The organism is Dulcicalothrix desertica PCC 7102 (genome assembly GCF_003991905.1).
Lineage (GTDB): Bacteria > Cyanobacteriota > Cyanobacteriia > Cyanobacteriales > Nostocaceae > Dulcicalothrix > Dulcicalothrix desertica.
Genome location: NZ_RSCL01000005.1, coordinates 271072 through 291072, shown reverse-complemented (window position 1 = coordinate 291072; position 20001 = coordinate 271072). Strand labels below are relative to the sequence as shown.

The 20001-nt window shown below is 38.1% G+C and carries 19 protein-coding genes and 1 CRISPR repeat array; of the genes, 14 read left to right on the top strand and 5 right to left on the bottom strand.

The window, feature by feature from the left end:
• Positions 1 to 54 precede the first annotated feature (54 nt).
• The gene (locus DSM106972_RS12680; protein WP_127081044.1) at positions 55 to 828 is read left to right on the top strand and encodes a Uma2 family endonuclease; all 774 of its coding nucleotides are present in this window, start codon (positions 55 to 57) and stop codon (positions 826 to 828) included.
• 233 nt (positions 829 to 1061) lie between these two features.
• Positions 1062 to 3401: direct repeats of the CRISPR family, unit length 37 nt; unit sequence GTTTCAATCCCTATTAGGGAGTAAGAGAAATTGTAAT.
• Between the two features lie 544 nt (positions 3402 to 3945).
• On the opposite strand, the gene xisF is transcribed toward DSM106972_RS12680, so the two are convergent.
• Positions 3946 to 5490, bottom strand: a complete 1545-nt coding sequence (xisF, locus tag DSM106972_RS12675; protein WP_127081043.1) for a fdxN element excision recombinase XisF — start codon at positions 5488 to 5490, stop codon at positions 3946 to 3948.
• Here xisF and DSM106972_RS12670 point away from each other — a divergent pair.
• From DSM106972_RS12670 to DSM106972_RS12620, 11 genes are all read left to right on the top strand, one after another.
• Positions 5382 to 5801: a nitrogenase component 1 gene (locus DSM106972_RS12670; protein WP_325052184.1), complete on the top strand. Its 420-nt coding sequence runs from the start codon at positions 5382 to 5384 to the stop codon at positions 5799 to 5801. The two genes, xisF and DSM106972_RS12670, sit on opposite strands and share 109 nt — an antisense overlap.
• A gap of 243 nt (positions 5802 to 6044) precedes the next feature.
• On the top strand, positions 6045 to 7475 hold the full coding sequence (nifE, locus tag DSM106972_RS12665) for a nitrogenase iron-molybdenum cofactor biosynthesis protein NifE (RefSeq protein WP_127081042.1): 1431 nt from the start codon (positions 6045 to 6047) through the stop codon (positions 7473 to 7475).
• 181 nt (positions 7476 to 7656) lie between these two features.
• The gene (gene nifN / locus DSM106972_RS12660; protein WP_127081041.1) at positions 7657 to 8976 is read left to right on the top strand and encodes a nitrogenase iron-molybdenum cofactor biosynthesis protein NifN; all 1320 of its coding nucleotides are present in this window, start codon (positions 7657 to 7659) and stop codon (positions 8974 to 8976) included.
• A gap of 5 nt (positions 8977 to 8981) precedes the next feature.
• Positions 8982 to 9410 (top strand): nitrogen fixation protein NifX, encoded by a 429-nt coding sequence (nifX, locus tag DSM106972_RS12655; RefSeq protein WP_186538332.1) that lies wholly within the window; start codon positions 8982 to 8984, stop codon positions 9408 to 9410.
• A complete protein-coding gene (locus DSM106972_RS12650; protein WP_127081040.1) occupies positions 9407 to 9883 on the top strand; it encodes a NifX-associated nitrogen fixation protein in 477 nt (158 codons plus the stop codon). The genes nifX and DSM106972_RS12650 overlap by 4 nt, the downstream gene beginning before the upstream one ends.
• A 44-nt stretch (positions 9884 to 9927) precedes the next feature.
• Positions 9928 to 10140, top strand: coding sequence for a CCE_0567 family metalloprotein (locus DSM106972_RS12645; RefSeq protein WP_127081039.1), 213 nt, complete (start codon positions 9928 to 9930; stop codon positions 10138 to 10140).
• Positions 10140 to 10457, top strand: a complete 318-nt coding sequence (nifW, locus tag DSM106972_RS12640; RefSeq protein ID WP_127081038.1) for a nitrogenase-stabilizing/protective protein NifW — start codon at positions 10140 to 10142, stop codon at positions 10455 to 10457. The genes DSM106972_RS12645 and nifW overlap by 1 nt, the downstream gene beginning before the upstream one ends.
• 10 nt (positions 10458 to 10467) lie before the next feature.
• On the top strand, positions 10468 to 11265 hold the full coding sequence (locus DSM106972_RS12635; RefSeq protein ID WP_127081037.1) for a HesA/MoeB/ThiF family protein: 798 nt from the start codon (positions 10468 to 10470) through the stop codon (positions 11263 to 11265).
• Between the two features lie 22 nt (positions 11266 to 11287).
• On the top strand, positions 11288 to 11662 hold the full coding sequence (locus DSM106972_RS12630) for a HesB/IscA family protein (protein ID WP_127081036.1): 375 nt from the start codon (positions 11288 to 11290) through the stop codon (positions 11660 to 11662).
• Between the two features lie 103 nt (positions 11663 to 11765).
• Positions 11766 to 12065 (top strand): 2Fe-2S iron-sulfur cluster-binding protein, encoded by a 300-nt coding sequence (locus DSM106972_RS12625; protein ID WP_019490231.1) that lies wholly within the window; start codon positions 11766 to 11768, stop codon positions 12063 to 12065.
• A 621-nt stretch (positions 12066 to 12686) separates the two neighbouring features.
• On the top strand, positions 12687 to 13625 hold the full coding sequence (locus tag DSM106972_RS12620; protein WP_127081035.1) for a heme o synthase: 939 nt from the start codon (positions 12687 to 12689) through the stop codon (positions 13623 to 13625).
• Positions 13626 to 13674: 49 nt separating this feature from the next.
• Here the strand turns inward: DSM106972_RS12620 and DSM106972_RS12615 are convergent, their stop codons facing one another.
• Positions 13675 to 14928 (bottom strand): sedoheptulose 7-phosphate cyclase, encoded by a 1254-nt coding sequence (locus tag DSM106972_RS12615; RefSeq protein ID WP_127081034.1) that lies wholly within the window; start codon positions 14926 to 14928, stop codon positions 13675 to 13677.
• A gap of 840 nt (positions 14929 to 15768) precedes the next feature.
• On the opposite strand from DSM106972_RS12615, the gene DSM106972_RS12610 reads away from it, so the two are divergent.
• Together DSM106972_RS12610 and DSM106972_RS12605 are read left to right on the top strand one after the other, a co-directional pair.
• The gene (locus tag DSM106972_RS12610; protein WP_186538334.1) at positions 15769 to 16386 is read left to right on the top strand and encodes a CBS domain-containing protein; all 618 of its coding nucleotides are present in this window, start codon (positions 15769 to 15771) and stop codon (positions 16384 to 16386) included.
• A 980-nt stretch (positions 16387 to 17366) separates the two neighbouring features.
• On the top strand, positions 17367 to 17744 hold the full coding sequence (locus DSM106972_RS12605; RefSeq protein WP_073615925.1) for a hypothetical protein: 378 nt from the start codon (positions 17367 to 17369) through the stop codon (positions 17742 to 17744).
• A 19-nt stretch (positions 17745 to 17763) separates the two neighbouring features.
• On the opposite strand, the gene DSM106972_RS12600 is transcribed toward DSM106972_RS12605, so the two are convergent.
• From DSM106972_RS12600 to DSM106972_RS12590, 3 genes are all read right to left on the bottom strand, one after another.
• Positions 17764 to 18219 (bottom strand): hydrogenase maturation protease, encoded by a 456-nt coding sequence (locus DSM106972_RS12600; RefSeq protein ID WP_127081033.1) that lies wholly within the window; start codon positions 18217 to 18219, stop codon positions 17764 to 17766.
• 13 nt (positions 18220 to 18232) lie between these two features.
• Positions 18233 to 18892, bottom strand: coding sequence for a histidine phosphatase family protein (locus tag DSM106972_RS12595; protein ID WP_127081032.1), 660 nt, complete (start codon positions 18890 to 18892; stop codon positions 18233 to 18235).
• Positions 18893 to 19057: 165 nt separating this feature from the next.
• A complete protein-coding gene (locus DSM106972_RS12590; protein ID WP_127081031.1) occupies positions 19058 to 19480 on the bottom strand; it encodes a hypothetical protein in 423 nt (140 codons plus the stop codon).
• Positions 19481 to 20001: the final 521 nt, after the last annotated feature.

Here is a 20001-nt window from a genome sequence, read left to right as displayed (position 1 = left end):
ATCTACGAATTAAACTGAGGGTAATTACCTCACTTAGCTTAGAGGTGCTGCAACATGGTACGACAAGTTACAGAATTTGATGCCGCCGATGACTTGGTTATTTACCCAGAAACCGACGGTGAACCGATGGCGCAAAATACATTACAGTTTATTTGGATTGTAATCATTAAAGAAGGTTTAGAGATGCTTTTTGCCTCAAACCCAGATGTATTTGTAGCTGGAGACCTATTTTGGTATCCAATTGCAGGTGATACTGATACAAAATACGCCCCAGATACAATAGTGGTATTCGGTAGACCTAAAGGTCATAGGGGTTCGTATGTGCAAGCGCATGAAGGTAATATAGCACCACAGGTAATATTTGAAATCTTGTCACCCGGCAACAGAAAGAAAGAAATGGACGACAAGTTCGACTTTTACCAAAAATACGGCGCCGAAGAATACTATATATATGACCCAGATAAAAATATTTTAAAAGGTTGGTTACGTTCAAATAAAATTCTCAAACCCATTAAGAATATAAACAATTGGGTCAGTCCACGTTTGCAAATCAAATTTGTATTGGCGCCAACAACACTAGAAATTTACCGTCCAGACGGTCGCAAGTTCGTAACTCCCGTAGAACTCGACGAATTATACCAACGTGAACAACAACGCGCAGATGCCGAACAACAACGCGCAGATGCTGAACAGCAACGTGCAGATGCTGAACGAGAGGCAAGATTAAACGCAGCATCTCAGCTCCTACAAACAGGAATGAGCATCGAACAAGTTGCACAAATTCTTTCATTAACAGTCCAAGAAGTTCAAAGCTTAAATTCTCTATAAAAGTGAAATGGGCATCCTTGCCCGTTCCAAATCCAAAAATTTAATTTTTTCTGATACCTCCTATATTTATATCTTGTACCAAGGATTCTCTCTAAGTTAATAATACTCAGTAATTGTAAATGATTCGCTGCGTTCTTAGCCGCTATGCGTGTTGCAAACCCCTATGCTAATAGCAAAAGTCCTCTTCAAGAAGACTAAAAAAATCTCATTTTTGTTACCGTATATTTTCTGAAGTCTCAATCCCTATTAGGGAGTAAGAGAAATTGTAATAGCTGGAGGTGTCCATGTTGGCGATTGCCTGAAGTTTCAATCCCTATTAGGGAGTAAGAGAAATTGTAATTAATAAGACTTATAAAGATTTTAAAGAATCTCTCTCTGTTTCAATCCCTATTAGGGAGTAAGAGAAATTGTAATGATATTGGCTGTGGAGATGGGCGGCTAACTAAAGGTTTCAATCCCTATTAGGGAGTAAGAGAAATTGTAATTCTAAAACTAAAATGTAGTAATATATAGAAATACGTTTCAATCCCTATTAGGGAGTAAGAGAAATTGTAATGAAAAGTTTTTACAGCTTGGAGATGCATGTACTAAAGTTTCAATCCCTATTAGGGAGTAAGAGAAATTGTAATACCGAGAGGAATGCAGCAGTGTTCCTGGTTCACGGTTTCAATCCCTATTAGGGAGTAAGAGAAATTGTAATGCGACCTCAACATTAGAGCTATTTTCAACTTTCGGGTTTCAATCCCTATTAGGGAGTAAGAGAAATTGTAATGTTATTTTTTTTCTGGTTACGCCATCAAATGGCTCGTTTCAATCCCTATTAGGGAGTAAGAGAAATTGTAATCTATAATGAAGGCACGGTTAAGGTAGAAACATTTGTTTCAATCCCTATTAGGGAGTAAGAGAAATTGTAATTATTCTCACTCGTACCGGATTAGAGGAAATATGGGGTTTCAATCCCTATTAGGGAGTAAGAGAAATTGTAATCCGCACTAGATATTAAAGCTAGCCCTACTATAATCGTTTCAATCCCTATTAGGGAGTAAGAGAAATTGTAATACGTTTAATCAACTCTGCAAACGTCAAGGAAAAGGTTTCAATCCCTATTAGGGAGTAAGAGAAATTGTAATTTTTGTCAATACAAAGCTTAAATATGGAGTCATTAGTTTCAATCCCTATTAGGGAGTAAGAGAAATTGTAATGTTTCAGATTGGGTCGAAAATTGGCGGGAGCATGTTTCAATCCCTATTAGGGAGTAAGAGAAATTGTAATCGCTTAGGGCTTATGTCTATGGATAAGTTAATTAGTTTCAATCCCTATTAGGGAGTAAGAGAAATTGTAATGAAGATACTAAAGATAAAAAAGATATCTCAGAAAGTTTCAATCCCTATTAGGGAGTAAGAGAAATTGTAATATTTTAAGCGTTGCGTCGCCGCTATCGACTTCAAAGTTTCAATCCCTATTAGGGAGTAAGAGAAATTGTAATCATGGTTAATTAATTTAGGCATCGAAGGACGATGTTTCAATCCCTATTAGGGAGTAAGAGAAATTGTAATTCGTTTATTAAGTATTTGGTATTGACATTTGTAATGTTTCAATCCCTATTAGGGAGTAAGAGAAATTGTAATTTTAGAGAGATGCTTACAAAGTGTTCCTATCGAATCACCGAGGTTTCAATCCCTATTAGGGAGTAAGAGAAATTGTAATACCGACATCTATACATACCTCTGTACCATAGATGTTTCAATCCCTATTAGGGAGTAAGAGAAATTGTAATTTAATCGAATGGTGCTTTAGGCATTTGCAAATACGTTTCAATCCCTATTAGGGAGTAAGAGAAATTGTAATTCTAATAAGTTTATCCGTAAGCGTCCTGTTAAAGTTTCAATCCCTATTAGGGAGTAAGAGAAATTGTAATGCCTCAAGCGAATGGCGGCACGGGTTTTGCAGATGTTTCAATCCCTATTAGGGAGTAAGAGAAATTGTAATTGCTGTCGTTACTTGCGCTTGATCTAGTTGAGCGTTTCAATCCCTATTAGGGAGTAAGAGAAATTGTAATTCGGTATTTTTAAGGATGCTTTTGCCTAGCTCAGGTTTCAATCCCTATTAGGGAGTAAGAGAAATTGTAATTGAATGAATCAAAGAAATTGGAGCCATCAGCATAAGTTTCAATCCCTATTAGGGAGTAAGAGAAATTGTAATTTTGTCAGCTTCGGTTTTTAATTCCTCTTGAAAAGTAGTTTCAATCCCTATTAGGGAGTAAGAGAAATTGTAATTTTGATTGAGAATGTGTTTCTCTCATCAATGTAGAGAGGTTTCAATCCCTATTAGGGAGTAAGAGAAATTGTAATGCTGAGTATTACAAGCAAGTTAAAGAGATAGCAGGTTTCAATCCCTATTAGGGAGTAAGAGAAATTGTAATATTGAGGGTGTCAATGATTCTCAAAGCTTTATTGCGTTGTTGTTTCAATCCCTATTAGGGAGTAAGAGAAATTGTAATCGTACCTGTGAGTGTTCCGTCAATATCTGTAAATAAGTTTCAATCCCTATTAGGGAGTAAGAGAAATTGTAATAGCGGGCGCCTGAAAGCCTTGATATATTTAGTTTTCATGGTTCGGTTGCGCGGATGGGTCAATTGTAGCATGAGAAATGGTGGTTGTGCAAGGTCAAAATCGCTGAAAGCCTCTCTGGGTAAGGTGCGCGGATGGTTTTTATCTAACGAGTCCGCAAATGCTTGTGGGGACTTGGATACAGCCATTTTCGTCAAAGTCTCTTTTTCCACACCTACCCATCCGCGCATGATACCAAGTTTAAGACCAAAAATACGTAGGGTTTTATAATATTTATGTACTAATGGCTTCTACTGCGAACAGGTAAAATATAGATTTCTGTCATATTGAGCTACATTTCGTTAAGCTGATTATCTTGGAGATTCTTCACTACGTTCAGAATGACAGTTTTTACGTTCAGAATGACAGTTTTGAATTGTTTTGACTATATATATATGCTAGATGATTTTTGTTGATAAGCTAAAATTTTCTTGTGGGGTGGGCATCCTTGCCCGCCCTCTTAATATATGTGACAGGCAGGGATGCCTGTTGCACAAGAGAAGATGATTTAATGTAGGTGGAGTAGTTCAACTGTTGTGACTAGGCTACCATCTACGATTATTTTTTTTACACAGCCTTGTAGTAGGGTTCTTTTGTCTTCTGTTTCTAGTCCTTCCCAGTATCTTGGGTTGGCAAAGGCACGTGTTACTCGTTCTTTGGCTATTAGATATTGTTTAGAATTGTTGTTTGTGGTTGCAATTGCTTCTGCTATCTGCATTCTTATGTCTTGTTTGGCTGTTTCTATTGCTGGGTTGGATGGTAGTGCTTCGAGGGTGGTTAATGATGCTCTAAGTGTTTTTACTTGTGGAGATTCTCCTGTTGCTGTTACTTCTTGTTCGACTATGGTGGCGAGTCGTTCGGCTTCACCAATTATGTAGTTTATAACTTGTTTTTCTAGTTCGTCTGAGGATATCATGCGTCCGTTGGTACAGGCGCCTGTTCTATAAAAGCTGCATTGGTAGTGGTGTCTGACAAAGTTCTTTTTCTTGACTAATTTTTTACACTGACGACTATATGCGGCGCCACAATGGGCGCATTTTACTAAGTTGGCGAATGGGTTTGTGTATTTTTGCTCGTTTGCCCAACGGTTGTTACGGTTGCCGCGTATTATGGCTTTGATTTGTTCGTGTTCTTCACGGGTAATAATTGCTTCATCGGTGTGAGTTTCCCATGTTATTTCCCATTCATCAAAGGGTTTACGATGTCCTTTGGGATGAACTATTGTGTTGTATGGTGTTCCTCCTGCATAAATGGGGTTTACTAGTATGGAACGTAAACCAGAAACTGACCATTTTAATCCTGTGTGGGGATAGCGTAAGCTAGTACTACGAGTTTTGTTGATATTTTCAAATACTATTTCGTCTTCTTCGTTTAATAAATTAATTTGACTGTTGCTGCCTTTTGGTGTGGCGTTGGCTTGAATGCCAAATGTATCGTGCAATTTTCTAACGGTTTGTGATACTGTGCCTACTTCTAAAAATGTGTCGAATACTAATCGCATTAGTTGCGCTCTTGTTAATTCTTGCTTTGTCTCGATTAAACAAACACAAAGTTGATTATCTATTATATATTTGTCGTTTTCTATTGCATATCCTAGTGGAGTGTTCCAATGAGGCTTTTTATTTGCTTTGCGGGTATCTCGTTCTTTTTTTACTCGCATACCTAACATTTTTACCTCATATTTACTTGCTGCTAGTCGTACATCTATTGTTAATTCTCCGCCTATGCTTGATATATCAAATGGTTCATCTATCGCTGTTGGCTGTATACCTTTCTTTTTTAGGGCATCCATTAAACGATAAAAGGTCATTGATGAGGATGTTAATCGGTCTATTCTAATAAATAATAGTTTTGAGACTTTTCCTGGTACTAATGCATTAATGTCTTCGATTAACTGGGTAAGTCCTTTGCGTTTATCGCTGGTACGACTTTCAACATCGTAATATATTTTGGTGGCGCCAGCAGTACGCAATCGACGCATCTGCTTTATTAAGGCGCCTTCATCTTCGGCTTGTTCGTCTGTCGATACCCGCGCATAAGCCCAAACATCCATATATTAGACCTGAAGAGAATATTCCAATATTACCTGATAACAAGCGCATTAGTTCACTGTTGTTCACCGAGCCTGTTGACTTCTTCGTTGGTAACTCCTACGGTAAGTACTTGTGGCGTGACACCAAAATTCCTATGGTTCGCATTGGTTATCCTTTGTTTGACCGTCACCACTTACACCGTTATGCAACCCTTGGCTACCAAGGTGGCTTAAACCTCCTCAACTGGGTTGTTAATACTCTCCTCGATGAAATGGATCGTAATAGCAATATTACTGGTGTAACAGATATCTCCTTCGACTTAATTCGTTAAGAATTAGTTCAAATGCAGCGTGCCGAATAAGGCAAAGGAAAAGGTTTGAGGTAGGAACGTAATGGGTAATCGGTAATAGGTAAATCACAGAATATTCACTCTCTTACCTATTACCACTTACCAATTACTGTTAACCAATTACTTTCCTTTACCTTTTTTCTTTTAAGTATTTTTTATTTATGTTGGGTTACGCAAAGCCTCCACCCAACCTACATATACAAATTATCCTATCTCATCAAGATTATGAAAATTACTCAAGCAAAAATTAACGAACTTTTGAGTGAACCAGGTTGCGAGCATAACCAAAAAATTGGAGAGAAGAAAAAGGCTTGTAGTCAACAAGCTCAACCCGGCGCCGCGCAAGGTGGTTGTGCTTTTGATGGCGCCATGATTGCTCTTGTACCTATTACCGATGCTGCTCATTTAGTTCATGGACCCATTGCTTGTGCTGGTAATTCTTGGGGCAGTCGTGGCAGTTTATCATCTGGCCCAACACTTTATAAAATGGGCTTTACAACCGATTTAAGTGAAAATGATGTCATATTCGGCGCCGAAAAAAAGCTCTATAAAGCTATCTTGGATATTCATAGTCGCTACAACCCCGCAGCAATATTCGTATATTCGACCTGTGTCACAGCGCTCATCGGCGAAGATATGGATGCGGTGTGTCAAGCGGCAGCAAAGAAAATTAACATACCCATTATTCCAGTTAATGCTGCGGGCTTCGTAGGCAGTAAAAACCTTGGTAATCGTATTGGTGGTGAAGCTTTACTCGAATACGTTGTTGGTACTGCGGAACCTGAATATACGACTCCATATGATATTAACATCATTGGTGAATATAATATCGCTGGTGAGATGTGGAACATTTTACCACTGCTTAAAAAATTAGGTGTTCGCGTTTTATCAAAAATTACAGGTGACGCACGCTATCAAGAAATTTGTTACGCTCACCGTGCCAAGTTAAATGTAATGATTTGCTCGAAAGCATTAATCAACATGGCACGTAAGATGGAAGAACGTTACGGTGTGAGTTACATCGAAGAGTCATTCTACGGTGTTGAGGATATGAACCGTTGTTTACGGAATATCGCAGCTAAATTGGGAGACCCCAAATTACAAGAACGTGCAGAACAATTAATTGCCGAAGAAACTGCAAGACTTAATGTTGAACTGGCGCCTTATCGCGCTCGCCTCAAAGGTAGACGTGTGGTTATATATACTGGGGGCGTAAAAAGTTGGTCTATTATCTCAGCCGCTCAAGATTTGGGAATGGACGTTGTAGCAACTAGTACTAAAAAGAGTACAGAAGAAGACAAAGCTCGTATTAAACAGTTATTAGGAACAGATGGTATTACTCTAGAAAAAGGTAATCCCCAAGAAATTCTGCGAGTTATTAGAGATACAAATGCCGAAATGTTGATTGCGGGAGGTCGCAACCAATATACCGCGCTCAAAGCTCGAATACCCTTCTTAGATATCAACCAAGAACGCCATCATACTTATGCTGGCTACAGTGGAATGGTAGAAATGGCGCGCGAATTAGATGAAGCGTTGCACAGTCCTGTATGGGAACAAATACGTAAACCGGCGCCTTGGGATATGGAAAATGAAATTCTTTCTGATTCGATTGATTTCGATGTATTTGATTTGTCAGAAGAAGTCCTTGTATAAAAGTGCTGAGTAGAAAGTGCTGAGTGCTGAGTATTAATAAAAGTATATTTAACGCTTTCCTTCTTAAAAAATTGTACTCAGCACTCAGCACTCAGCACTCCTAACTCTTCACTCATCACTCCTAACTCCTAACTCCTAACTCCTAACTCCTAACCAGCACTCATCACTCCTAATTTAATTTATGGCGATAGTATCAAATCCAAATAAACCCGTTGTTGTTAATCCTCTTAAACAAAGTCAGACGTTAGGTGCAGCGATGGCTTTTTTAGGACTTAAGGGGATGATACCACTTTTACATGGTTCCCAAGGGTGTACTGCGTTTGCGAAAGTTATTATGGTGCGACACTTTCGTGAGGCAATACCGCTTGCGACTACTGCGATGACTGAAGTAACTACTATTCTTGGTGGTGAAGAAAATATTACCCAGGCAATTTTGACGTTGATGCAAAAGTCTCAACCCGAAATTATTGGGTTGTGTACTACTGCACTTACAGAAACGCGTGGGGATGATATGCAAGGTATCCTCAAAGATTTTCGTAAGCGTCATCCTGAATTGAATGATTTACCTATTGTATTAGTGTCTTCGCCAGATTTTAAAGGCGCCTTACAAGATGGTTTTGCAGCAGCAGTAGAAGCGATTGTTCGTGAATTACCACAACCAGGAAGAACAATACCACAACAAGTTAATATTTTAGCGAGTTCGGCGTTTACACCCGGTGATATTCAACAAGTTAAAGATATTGTTACTGAGTTTGGATTAATACCTATTGTTGTACCCGACTTATCAGCTTCGATGGATGGACATTTAGCTGATTCTTGGAGTCCAATTACCGTTGGTGGTACAACTGTAGAAGAACTGCGAAAAATTGGAAGTTCTGCTTTTACTTTGGCATTAGGTGAAAGTGTTCGCACCGCAGCATCTATATTAGAAGAACGTTTTCAAATCCCATATGAAGTTTTTACCGAATTAACTGGTTTGCAACCTGTCGATGAATTTATGCAGGCACTATCTGACTTAAGTGGACTTAGTGTACCAGATAAATTTAGATGGCAACGGCGCCAATTACAAGATGCGATGTTAGACACGCACTTTTATTTTGGACGCAAACGTATATCTTTAGCATTAGAGCCAGATTTGTTGTGGTCAACAGTTTTGTTCTTACAATCAATGGGGGCAGAAATTCAAGCAGCAGTAACTACAACACGTTCTCCACTTTTAGAGAACTTACCAATTGAAAAAGTAGTTATTGGAGATTATGAAGACTTTGAACAACTAGCAGCAGGTTCCGATTTATTAATTGGTAACTCTCATGCAGGAAATGTTGCTAGACGTTTAGGAATTCCATTATATCGTCAAGGTATTCCAATTTATGACCGTCTAGGCAACGGTCAAGTTACAAAAATTGGTTACAAAGGCACAATGGACATTTTATTCGACATTGGTAACATCTTGCTAGAAACAGAAGAAAGAAAAGCCAGAGAATTAAGCTACGAAATGTAATTGTTATGATGAGGTTGCCAGTGAAGATTGCTTTTACAACAAGTGACAACGTACATATTAATGCTCACTTTGGATGGGCAAAACAAATAGATGTCTACGAAATTTCAGATAATGGATATGAATTTATCGAAACACTGAAATTTGAAGGAGACCTCAAACAAGACGGCAACGAAGATAAAGTTACACCAAAACTCGAAGCACTATACGATTGCACCATTGTATATGTTTCTGCTATTGGTGGAACTGCCGCAGCAAAATTGATTAAAAACGGTGTCACACCAGTTAAAGCCAAATCAGATGACGATAAAATCCGTGACGTATTAGATAAATTAGTAGTAACTCTCAAAGGCAGTCCACCACCTTGGTTACGCAAAGCATTACAGCAAAAACCAACTAGCTTTGAGGATGACTTAGAAGAGGAAACAGTAGTATGAGCGATACAAATAGCGTTAAACCAGATAGTACCTTTGAAGTTAAAAGCTCACCATTTCTACAAGCTATTGCCCAACAAATTCGCGGTCAAGATACCTATGGTGTTTACCGTAGTTGGTCAGATGAATTACTGCTAAAACCTTATATAGTTAGTAAACCGAAAAAGCGCGAGATACCTGTTGATGGTGATGTTGACCCGATGACGATTAGTCGGATTAATGCATTCTACCGTGCGGCTGCTGCCTGTATTGAAAAAGAAACAGGATTTTTATCGCAAGTCGTCGTAGATATAAATCATGAAGGTTTTGGCTGGATATTAGTTTTTGCAGGTCATCTCATTCTAATTCGTAAAACAATGCGCGACGCTCATCGCTTTGGTTTTGATTCTCTAGACAAAACCGCCGAAGAAGGTGAGAAGCTAGTTACAAAAGCCGTAGATATAGCCAAGCAATTCGCAGAAGTCGCAAAGCTTTAAGAGTAGAAAGTGCTGAGTGCTGAGTGCTGAGTAGGGAGGTGTGAATGACTCAAGCTAGTGTAGATGTAGAAGAATTAAAGACACAAATTAGGCGCCTAAATAGTAAAGCTGGTCAAATGAAAATGGATTTACATGACTTAGCTGAGGGTTTGCCGACAAATTACCAGCAACTTATGGATGTTGCAGCAGAAACATATAAGATTTTTCGCAAATTAGATGAAATGAAGCAACAACTAAAACAGATGGAGAAGGGATAATGAGTAAAGATTTTGAAACCTTTAAAAAAATTTCTGACGCGGAAGAATATTTTAAGTTTTTTGAGCTTCCCTACGACGCAAAACTTGTAAATGTTAACCGTTTACATATTCTGAAAAAGTTTTCTTTATACATTAAAGAAATAGACGAACAAAATCCGAGTTTGAGCTTTGCAGAAAAACTCGATTTATATAGCGCTGCATTAAATAAAGCTTATGAGGTTTTCCTTGACTCGACACCTCAAGAACAAAAGCTGTTCAAAGTGTTTAATCAGAAGCCTAAAAATGTAGTCACGCTGACAGAAATCACGTCTGATTAGGAGGTACAAAGTGATTGACCTAACGCCTACCGAATTGGAACGTTATCGGCGCCAAATGATGCTTCCTAACTTTGGCGAAATGGCACAGAAGCGCCTCAAGTCAGCCACAGTACTAGTTACGGGTGTGGGAGGACTAGGCGGTACAGCAGCATTATATCTGGCTGTTGCAGGCGTTGGAAAGCTGATTTTAGTTCGAGGTGGTGACTTGCGGCTTGATGATATGAACCGTCAAGTTTTAATGACGGATGATTGGGTCAACAAGCCAAGAGTACTCAAAGCGAAGGAAACGCTCCAAGCTATCAACCCTGATGTGCAAATAGAAGCGGTCTTCGATTACATCACAAAAGACAACGTGGACTCTTTGGTGCAATCTGCTGATATGGCACTCGACTGCGCGCACAACTTTGCAGAACGCGATTTGCTCAACGAAGCGTGCGTGCGCTGGCGTAAGCCAATGGTTGAAGCGGCAATGGATGGAATGGAGGCTTATTTAACTACCATTATTCCTGGTGTGACCCCTTGTTTATCGTGTTTGTTCCCTGAAAAACCTGTTTGGGATAAGCGCGCGTTTTCAGTTCTCGGCGCCGTTTCGGGAACACTCGCATGTTTAACTGCACTGGAAGCGGTGAAATTAATTACAGGGTTTAGTCAACCTTTGCTATCCCAACTGTTGACAATAGACCTACACCGAATGGAGTTTGCCAAACGACGTTCGTATCGCGACCGTGAATGTCCAGTATGCGGAAATAATGCACCGTGGCGCTACTCTTGTTCTAAACAAGTAGAAACTACCAGCAATTGTAAATAAGTCTAGACAACTAGGAGGATTGATGGCAGTTACCTTAACAGAAAAAGCAGAATCACGTTTACGCACGTTTTTGCTTGGTTCGACACCAGATAGTAAGGCGCCTACAAACAAAGGTATCCGCGTCTCAGCAAAAGACGGTGGTTGTAATGGTTACGAATACGGAATGGAAGTCACTTCGTCACCCAAACCCGATGATGTCGTTCTATTGCAAGGTAATGTGCTTATTTACCTTGATGCCAAAAGCGCACCGTTATTAGAAGGGATGGTAATCGATTTTGTTGAAGGCGTGATTGAGAGCGGTTTCAAATTTACAAATCCAAATGCCACAAATACTTGCAGCTGCGGTAAATCATTCAGCGCAGGTGATTGCACTCCCAAGGGAACACCTTGTACATAAACCATCCCGCATCGATTGCTAGTAGCTGATTCAAAAATAGCTATTAGTCAATCAATGCACGGATATAACTTGTCAACTTTTTTTACTTTAAGGAAAACGTGAAATGGCTACCTATCAAGTTAGATTAATCAACAAAAAAGAAGAACTCGACACAGTTATCGAAGTTGATGAAGATACTACCATCCTCGATGGCGCCGAAGAAGCTGGTATCGAATTACCTTTTTCATGTCACTCTGGTTCTTGCTCTAGCTGCGTGGGCAAAATAGTTGAAGGTGAAGTAGACCAGTCTGACCAAATTTTCCTGGACGACGAGCAAATGTCTAAAGGTTTCGCACTTCTTTGTGTTACCTATCCTCGTTCTAACTGCACTATCAAAACCCATCAAGAACCTTACCTTGTTTAAGTTATTAGTGTAATCACTGATATTTTTATTTTGTGTTTTTGATTGTGTTCTTACGTTGGCTTATTTTTTATAGTCATAGCTTAATCAAGCTATGGCTTTTTTTTGCCATAGAAACCGGGTTTCTTCTTATTTATCTATAACTAATAACTATAATAACATAAGTTTTATTTAATTAAACGCTAACATTTTTATAAAATTTTAATTTTGTAGCGAATTTGACTTTTGAAAAAATTAATTATATTAACATTGTTACAAGTTAAGCCTATATTAAGCTATGTTTCATTCTGAGTGCAGCATTCAGCATAACAATTTTGGTAAGCGTACTTAAGATAAATGAGTAAAGTAATAAATAACTATTTAGCTTGGTTATAGAATATATAAAAAAACTGTATCAACTGTATTTATTTAATGTACAGATCATGCCTCAAACCCTTACTGTATATGAAAAATTTTGAATGCATTAGAAACAAAGCTATTCTTAAGTATTTAGGTATTTATACACAAGCATAGATTCCACTTTATTAAATTGTTAGGTAACTTTAATAGAACTACCAGAAAAAGGAAGTATTAATAAATATAAGAATTATGAGAAATGACTGTTTGTATATGAGGAATCAGTAAATGGTACGCATAAGTATTGCGCGCGAGCATGGAAATATCCTGTCAGTTATCGCTCACTATTACGAGCTAACACAACCACGTATCATTCCATTGTTATTAGTGGTAACGGCGGCGAGTATGTGGATTGCAAGTAGTGGTAAAGTTGACCCCATGTTGTTACTGTGGACGCTAACTGGTAGTACATTAGCATCTGCTAGCGCGCAAACGCTAAATTGTATTTATGACCGCGATATTGATTATTCGATGGAACGCACACGGCATCGACCGATACCATCGGGGAAAATAGAACCAATTCATGCGTTAATTTTTGGAATTGTACTTGCTGCCGCTTCTTTTTATTTACTTGCAGCATTTGTAAATTTATTTAGTGCGCTGCTGGCAATGCTGGGTATTGTATTTTATGTGGTGGTTTACACGCATTTTCTCAAGCGTCATACTCCATTAAACATTGTAATTGGCGGCGCCGCTGGTGGAATGAGTGCTTTAGTTGGTTGGGCAGCAGTTACAGGAACAATAAGCTCAACAGCATGGTGGATATTTTTAATTTTGTTTTTGTGGACACCACCACATTTTTGGGCACTCGCATTAACACTGCGCGACGACTACGCCAAAGTTGGTATACCGATGCTTCCTGCTGTCTCTGGAAATATTGAAACCGGGCGCCAAATATTTACATACACAGTCTTATTAATTCTCAGTACATTTTTAATGTATGACCCATTACAAATTACAGGCGCCTTTTATATGTGTGCCGCTTTTATCTTGGGAGCAATTTTTCTCCAGAAAGCTTGGGCTGTATTAGAAAACCCCAATAATCAAACAACAGCGCATAATCTTTTTACATACTCAATTTATTACATGATACTGCTGTGCCTATCTATGGTAGTGGATAGTTTGCCGATTACAAATCAACTCTTGCAACGGATACAACAGATGTAACGGATAAGTTGTTTCATAGAACAAATAAATTATCCGTTACATCCGTTCATCATCTGTTGCCAACTAATGCGGGTTCGGTTGTAAGGTTACTATTTTCGGCACAGTCAATATATTGGTCTACACCTGCACCTGCACGCGGATAGTCAGCACATAAACGTCTGTGTTCTGCAAGTGCTTCTTCTAGTTCATCACGACCAAGGTCATTCATAAAATAACAGCTACCAATTGGTCTTGGCATCGCAGCGCGCAATAAACCATCACGAGTTAAAGTAATAGACTGGGTTGCCTGCCAAAGCAATTCAATATCGAGTAAAGGGTGGTCGAGTGCAAGACCTATTCGACTCATTAATCCGAGAATACGGTCGCGCTCTGAGCTAGTAATGTATCCACGACGCTCGGCAATGGTGGCAGAAAGTGCCATATCAATATTGACTGCATGACCGTGCAGTAAAGGAACTGATGGCACCAACTCGAATGTTGGACTCCATGTGTGCCCGTATGCAATTATACGGTCGAGCATAATTTCGTGGAGATTAGGCGCCTCTAATTCCAACATTGTTTTAATCGACTCGTAATTAACCTTACGGGCAACCTCTAGCAATTCTTTGGAACCGTTTACATATCCGAAGTGTGTTGATAGTAAATCTTCGCCCCAGTTCTCCAATAACTCGAATACTTCTAAGTTAGAGACAACCGCTATTTTGACTAGCTCCGCCATTCCATTACGAACTTGTGCGGTAGGAAGCGTAGCTAGAAACGAGAAATCTAAGAAAATCTGTTTTGGTGCATGATAGGCGCCTAAACGATTCTTTAATTTTCCATGATTAACTGCGACTTTAATCGCAATACCTGCATCAATTAAACCAATTAGCGTAGTAGGAATACGGATGTAATTAGAGCTGCGACGGTAAGAAGCGCACGCAAATCCCGCTACATCTTGCACTAAACCACCACCAATTACTAGCACGGGTTCTTTGCGAACTAAGCCAAAATCACAAAATGCATCAGTGATTTTCTCAAACGACTCCATGTTTTTGGTGGTTTCCTCTATCCAAATTGGAAAGATGGTCAAGTCGATGTCATAGTGTTGAAAGTATTCTTTAATACGACTACCATAAAGTCGATTAACATTATGGTCAACAACTGCCAAACAACGACCGAAACTTCTATACTTGTCTGCTAGTTCTGGATTTGCAATATCGAATACCCCATCTAGAATATTGAAGGTAAATTCGATTTTTTCGTACCCTTCTACGTGAAAGGTGTTTTCAGAAGCTGCAACTGTTGCTTGGACGTTACTCATTCTCAGGTTACTCATTAAAAAAGGTGGACTTTAAGCGATACTGGAACATACCTTACGGCATTAAACCCTCGTGTGAGTCCAGGTAGTTGCTTGAAATTTGTAATCAATAAAAACCTTGAAGCGTCTAGCTTTCGCAACACAACAAGTTTGAAGCTGTGGTTTAATTCCGTTGACTTTCACCATTGAGGATGTAAACAGGTAACTATTTGTAGAGTAATTAGCTACCGTTTTTGATAAATGTACCCAAAGGAATAATTTTTTAAAAAATAAATACTATCAGTAGAACAGTATTACTATTTTGACAAAAATGGTATAATCCACATTTTTAATTTCACCCTAGAAACCGCGTTTCTACGCAAAATCTTGATTTCTATTACAAGATATCAATAAGAAACCCGGTTTCTGTTTGCTAAATATACAATATTTATTTAGGGCAAGTATTAATAATTATTTACTAAATTAGTAATATTTTCTTAAAAAATAGACTCCAAAAAAAGAAATGTGATAGCAGGCGAATATTCAGAAATTATTTATAATTCAAAAAAAAAATGATGATAGGATAAAAAGGTGAGCAAGGTTGGAGCTAAAAAGCTGAAACAAAAATATCAGTGTTGACTAAATGTTGACAGGTTCAAGCCACTCTATATATCTGATAAATAGGGAGTCAAAATCCATAACTATCGGGAAGCTTAAGATATATATTGCGTAAATCTCCTCCTGTGAAAGTCAGTATTTATAGGCGTTACACCAATTTAAGCCTTTGTAAAATAGTAGTTTGATTCTGTTCAAAACTTTTACTCATTTACTTGCTTACTAACCGTAATTTAAGGAGCATGTTTTATGCGAGCTAAACATATTATGACCCAAGATGTAGCAACCATTCGTGGTTCTGTTAACGTTGCAGAAGCTGTGCAATTAATGCGATTAAAAGGGTTACGCGCTTTGATTGTAGAACCTCGTCATGATGGTGATGCTTACGGTATTGTAACCGAAACAGACATCGCATATAAAGTTGTTGCTCATGGCAAAGACCCTCAAAGAACTCATATTTATGACATCATGACCAAACCTTGTGTCATCGTCAATCCTGACCTTGACCTGGAGTATGTTGCTCGATTGTTTGCGAATACAGGAATACGACGCGCTCCTGTTATTCAAGGTACACTTCTTGGTATTATCTCTGTCACCGATATTCTTACCAAAGGTAACTTCGTCGAAAAACCAAAATTGATATTCTTACAAAAAGAACTGCACAAAGCAGTCTCCGACGCGCGCTCAATTACCGCTAACTATGGTGCAGACTCCAAAAGAGCTATCGAGGCTTGGGACTTAGTTGACGAACTCGAATGCGAAGCTGGTTATTATGGGGCGCCAAAACCAGAAAAAACCGCACGCGAACTATTTGCAGAGCAAGCAGGTACCACACCTCCTACATCCGCAGTTGCACAAACTGTCTAATGTTTGAATTAATCACTACTGACAACTAATTCTAAAACCTAAAATCTAAAACACTGTGTATCGAATTATGTAGAGGCGCCTTGTCCCTCTACATATTTTGTATTGGTAAGTAAAAAGACATCAACAACTAGGTAAAAATGCATGGAGCTACATGCATTTTGTACAAATTAACCGAAACAACAGAATATTGGTTGATAACTAAAGAATTCGATAACCTTGACTTAAACAAGCCAGGTCAAAATGGTTGTATTGGATTACAAAGAATTAATTGATACGGGTGCAGATGCGAATGCTCGAAACCAAGACAGTAATAATGCTTATAAAGCTTTGCGATTTACTCAATAGGAGTTTTTATTTGGAAAATAGATGAAAAATATTCTTAATTAATTTTCACCCCTCCGTATTCACTAAAGGGGGTAACTTGTTTAAAGTTTTTACTACTACTAACCATAATATCTTTCTTTGAATGTCTCTAAATCTATCGATAGACAGAGATTAAAGATATAAACCAATATAAAGCTTATATGAAGATTGAACACGCAGGTAATGTATTTGCAAGCAATGATTATCTATATACCTGCAAATAATTCTCTAGTAGTAAAACATATATCTATGTCTCAAATCAAAAAGAATCTTTTTTAACTATGTAATAGTATCATTGGATTCTTTTTTTTGATTAGTTGCCTTTATTATATTGTCTAGCTGTATTGAAATAGTAAGTGCATGAATATTTAACAGCTATTTATGAAATAAGGTAATCTACCTACGCAAAACGAATATATATTTTGTAAATATTTTGTTAGTTTATTTGATTATCTTGAACAAAATATATGGAGTGAGCGCTGCTATAAATGAATAGAATCTTATTTCATGTGTAAAGCAATTGAAGCATTTTTTGCTGAAATTAAAACTAAATATTTTCATTTAAAAAAAATCAAAGGGTGTATTTAGACGAATATCAAACCTTAAAAGTAAGTACAATGGCAAGAAACTTTTTTAACCACGACGATTCGCATCCAGTTCAACTCACCTCAGCAGATATTATTTTACGTCAGCAATTAGAGCATTCTATAGGTAAATATTTCTATAATGGTTGCGACCGAACCATCATAGATTTGTTATCAGCATGTAGATGGTATGTAACTACAATTTCGGGTGTTTTAACTTTAGTTGTTGAGTGTCCTGACCAAATTACTAATTGGCAGGTTTTACGAAAAATGGTACCAATGGCCAAATTACTCAAACAAGTGGTAACTAGTGCAAAAATCCGTGTTTGTCCACCTGAAGGTCAAGGACTACCTTTTGAAATGCGTGTTGATGAATTAGGAGTTTATAGAGAATATAAAGAAGGTGCATAAACGCGAAGAAAGGGTGGGGCTACAAACTTTTAACTATCTCCTCAAACACAAAATCTGCTGCTCGTTGTACTGCTGGACTTAACTCCCACCCAAAATTAAGCGATGCTGCTTCGATTAAGTATACAGTTACATCTTGTGGAAAGCTATCTTGAAAAATTTGGCGCCCAGATGCAATAGCGTTATCCCAACGAAAATCATGCAAACTATAGCCACGATTTGGTACTGCTGCTAATTCTTCTCCAGGAACTTTATATACGGCGCCTGGTTGGTCTTTAATTGAACTAGCATCAATAATTATCAATTGAGTACAGCCACGGGCAAGAAACATCACCTCAATTCCACCAGTACCACAATCGTAAGCACGCACGTTAGAATTAGGGTTTTGAATTAAATACTGTTGCAAGCGTTGGGCAACTATTACACCAACACCGTCATCACTGCGGTTTAGGTTTCCGCAACCAATTATTGCTAACATATTTAACATCAACTTAATCTACATTACTTAAAGCAGTTAAATTTACCAGATGCGAAGTTTGTACGCCATTCATCCAAATTTCCTGATTACGGTTAAATAATTTTAAAATCGCACCATTAGGAATTTTGAATAAATCGAGTAAAATTCTAACTTGTTGCATACCCTCGACACTAGCTTCAATATCATTGAATAACAGCGACCATAAAAAAGCTCGCATAAACATTCCGTGAGTAAATACAACTACAAACCCTTCATCAAGATTTTGAATTTGCTTCTTTAAGTTATTTACACGACTCACCATTTCGGCAAATGACTCTGCGCCGTCACCGTCAACGTAAAAAGGGTCATATCGTTGCCAGTATTCGTCAGCCATTGGAATTCGTTGAGCGAGAGTGGTATTTTTGCGTCGTGCGGTCGCTAAATAATTAAATTCTTGCACTTGCCACTCGATATGTGGAGTTGAGGCAAAGCGTTCGATACTCGGTTGAGCGGTTTGTTTAGTTCGCAGAAATGGCGAAGTAACGATTAATGAGGGTTGCTGCTCTATGTACACAGCAATTTGTCTCGCTTGCTGATGTCCTTTTTCGGTTAACTTGATATTAACCTGGTCGTCGGTAGGTAATCCGGAATTTGCTTCGCTTTCTCCGTGTCTAATTAACCATACTGTAGCCATTGCATCCCATTCCCCAATAATATGTCAGGGAATGCTATCACGATGTCGTGTGTTTTGTATGCTAGGTAGACACCAGATAAGAAGTTATTATATTTTACAATATTACACTGTTTTATTGTATTTACGGCGCCTGTCGATGAGTTTTCGGGCGCCTAAACTGGTATTTTACAGGGAAATATTGTACTTCTTGGCGATTTCACCTAACTTATCAAACTGTTGTTGTTCAGCTTGGGCTAATTTTTCATCGACAGTTAGAAGATTTTTTGGACCTTTGGGAACTAAATATTTAATATAAAGCGAAATAAAATCAACAACTATTGGTATTCCTTGTAGTCCGTGACTATCTGCTTGTGTACCTGCTGCAAGAGCTGCCATACCCCCTTCAATAGTATTTCTTGTCGCTTGAATAAACTGGTCTACAAGTTCTTCTATATAATATGGCGCTTCAAGACCAACTAACTTACTATTATCAGTTATCAATTCAAACCCTGCTTCTGCTGCTTGTTCTAGCACGCACCACTCGGTAAATTCTTTGAGTGCTTCATTACTCAAACGAGAGAGATAAGGATGTAATTCTAATTTAGACACAAGTTTTCCTTTTGGATTATAATTTGCTTTTGATGTTAATATTTGTCTTACCGATGCCTAATCCCTAATATCAAATACCATTTTTAATCATTCAAATTTGATTTTCTGTATTTTCTGCAAACCTGTATATTTTTTTTAATTTGTCAAGATAAAAATTGTAATTCTAACTTTTAGAATATTACCAATTTAACATCTTGTAGCACAGGCATCCTGCCTGTGTAGCCATGTAAGTATATTTACCTTATTAGGCACAGAGTACACAGAGGTGTATAGTACTACTGGTTGATGCAAACCAGTAGTACTAAATTGCCTGACTTTAAGTAACTTAATGCTTAAATTAGTATAATTTAATTATTTAATCCTTGAAATTCAGTACTTATATTGAGCCAAAGTCGGATTTTTATTTAAAAAATGAGTATATATTTAAACAAATAGAATCCTGATTGAATAGTACTACTGGTTACGGTTAATCCTGATTTTAGAAATGGCGCCTGCACGAGTACTACTGGTTAACGCAAACC

What these genes read in the sequence shown, in the direction of transcription:
- nifE (WP_127081042.1), top strand. Translation starts at nt 6,045, where the DNA reads ATGAAAATTACTCAAGCAAAAATTAACGAACTTTTGAGTGAACCAGGT.
- DSM106972_RS12610 (WP_186538334.1), top strand. Translation starts at nt 15,769, where the DNA reads ATGCGAGCTAAACATATTATGACCCAAGATGTAGCAACCATTCGTGGT.
- nifW (WP_127081038.1), top strand. Translation starts at nt 10,140, where the DNA reads ATGAGTAAAGATTTTGAAACCTTTAAAAAAATTTCTGACGCGGAAGAA.
- DSM106972_RS12650 (WP_127081040.1), top strand. Translation starts at nt 9,407, where the DNA reads ATGAGCGATACAAATAGCGTTAAACCAGATAGTACCTTTGAAGTTAAA.
- xisF (WP_127081043.1), bottom strand. Translation starts at nt 5,490, where the DNA reads ATGGATGTTTGGGCTTATGCGCGGGTATCGACAGACGAACAAGCCGAA.
- nifN (WP_127081041.1), top strand. Translation starts at nt 7,657, where the DNA reads ATGGCGATAGTATCAAATCCAAATAAACCCGTTGTTGTTAATCCTCTT.
- DSM106972_RS12595 (WP_127081032.1), bottom strand. Translation starts at nt 18,892, where the DNA reads ATGGCTACAGTATGGTTAATTAGACACGGAGAAAGCGAAGCAAATTCC.
- nifX (WP_186538332.1), top strand. Translation starts at nt 8,982, where the DNA reads ATGATGAGGTTGCCAGTGAAGATTGCTTTTACAACAAGTGACAACGTA.
- DSM106972_RS12615 (WP_127081034.1), bottom strand. Translation starts at nt 14,928, where the DNA reads ATGAGTAACGTCCAAGCAACAGTTGCAGCTTCTGAAAACACCTTTCAC.
- DSM106972_RS12620 (WP_127081035.1), top strand. Translation starts at nt 12,687, where the DNA reads ATGGTACGCATAAGTATTGCGCGCGAGCATGGAAATATCCTGTCAGTT.
- DSM106972_RS12600 (WP_127081033.1), bottom strand. Translation starts at nt 18,219, where the DNA reads ATGTTAGCAATAATTGGTTGCGGAAACCTAAACCGCAGTGATGACGGT.
- DSM106972_RS12605 (WP_073615925.1), top strand. Translation starts at nt 17,367, where the DNA reads ATGGCAAGAAACTTTTTTAACCACGACGATTCGCATCCAGTTCAACTC.
- DSM106972_RS12645 (WP_127081039.1), top strand. Translation starts at nt 9,928, where the DNA reads ATGACTCAAGCTAGTGTAGATGTAGAAGAATTAAAGACACAAATTAGG.
- DSM106972_RS12680 (WP_127081044.1), top strand. Translation starts at nt 55, where the DNA reads ATGGTACGACAAGTTACAGAATTTGATGCCGCCGATGACTTGGTTATT.
- DSM106972_RS12625 (WP_019490231.1), top strand. Translation starts at nt 11,766, where the DNA reads ATGGCTACCTATCAAGTTAGATTAATCAACAAAAAAGAAGAACTCGAC.
- DSM106972_RS12630 (WP_127081036.1), top strand. Translation starts at nt 11,288, where the DNA reads ATGGCAGTTACCTTAACAGAAAAAGCAGAATCACGTTTACGCACGTTT.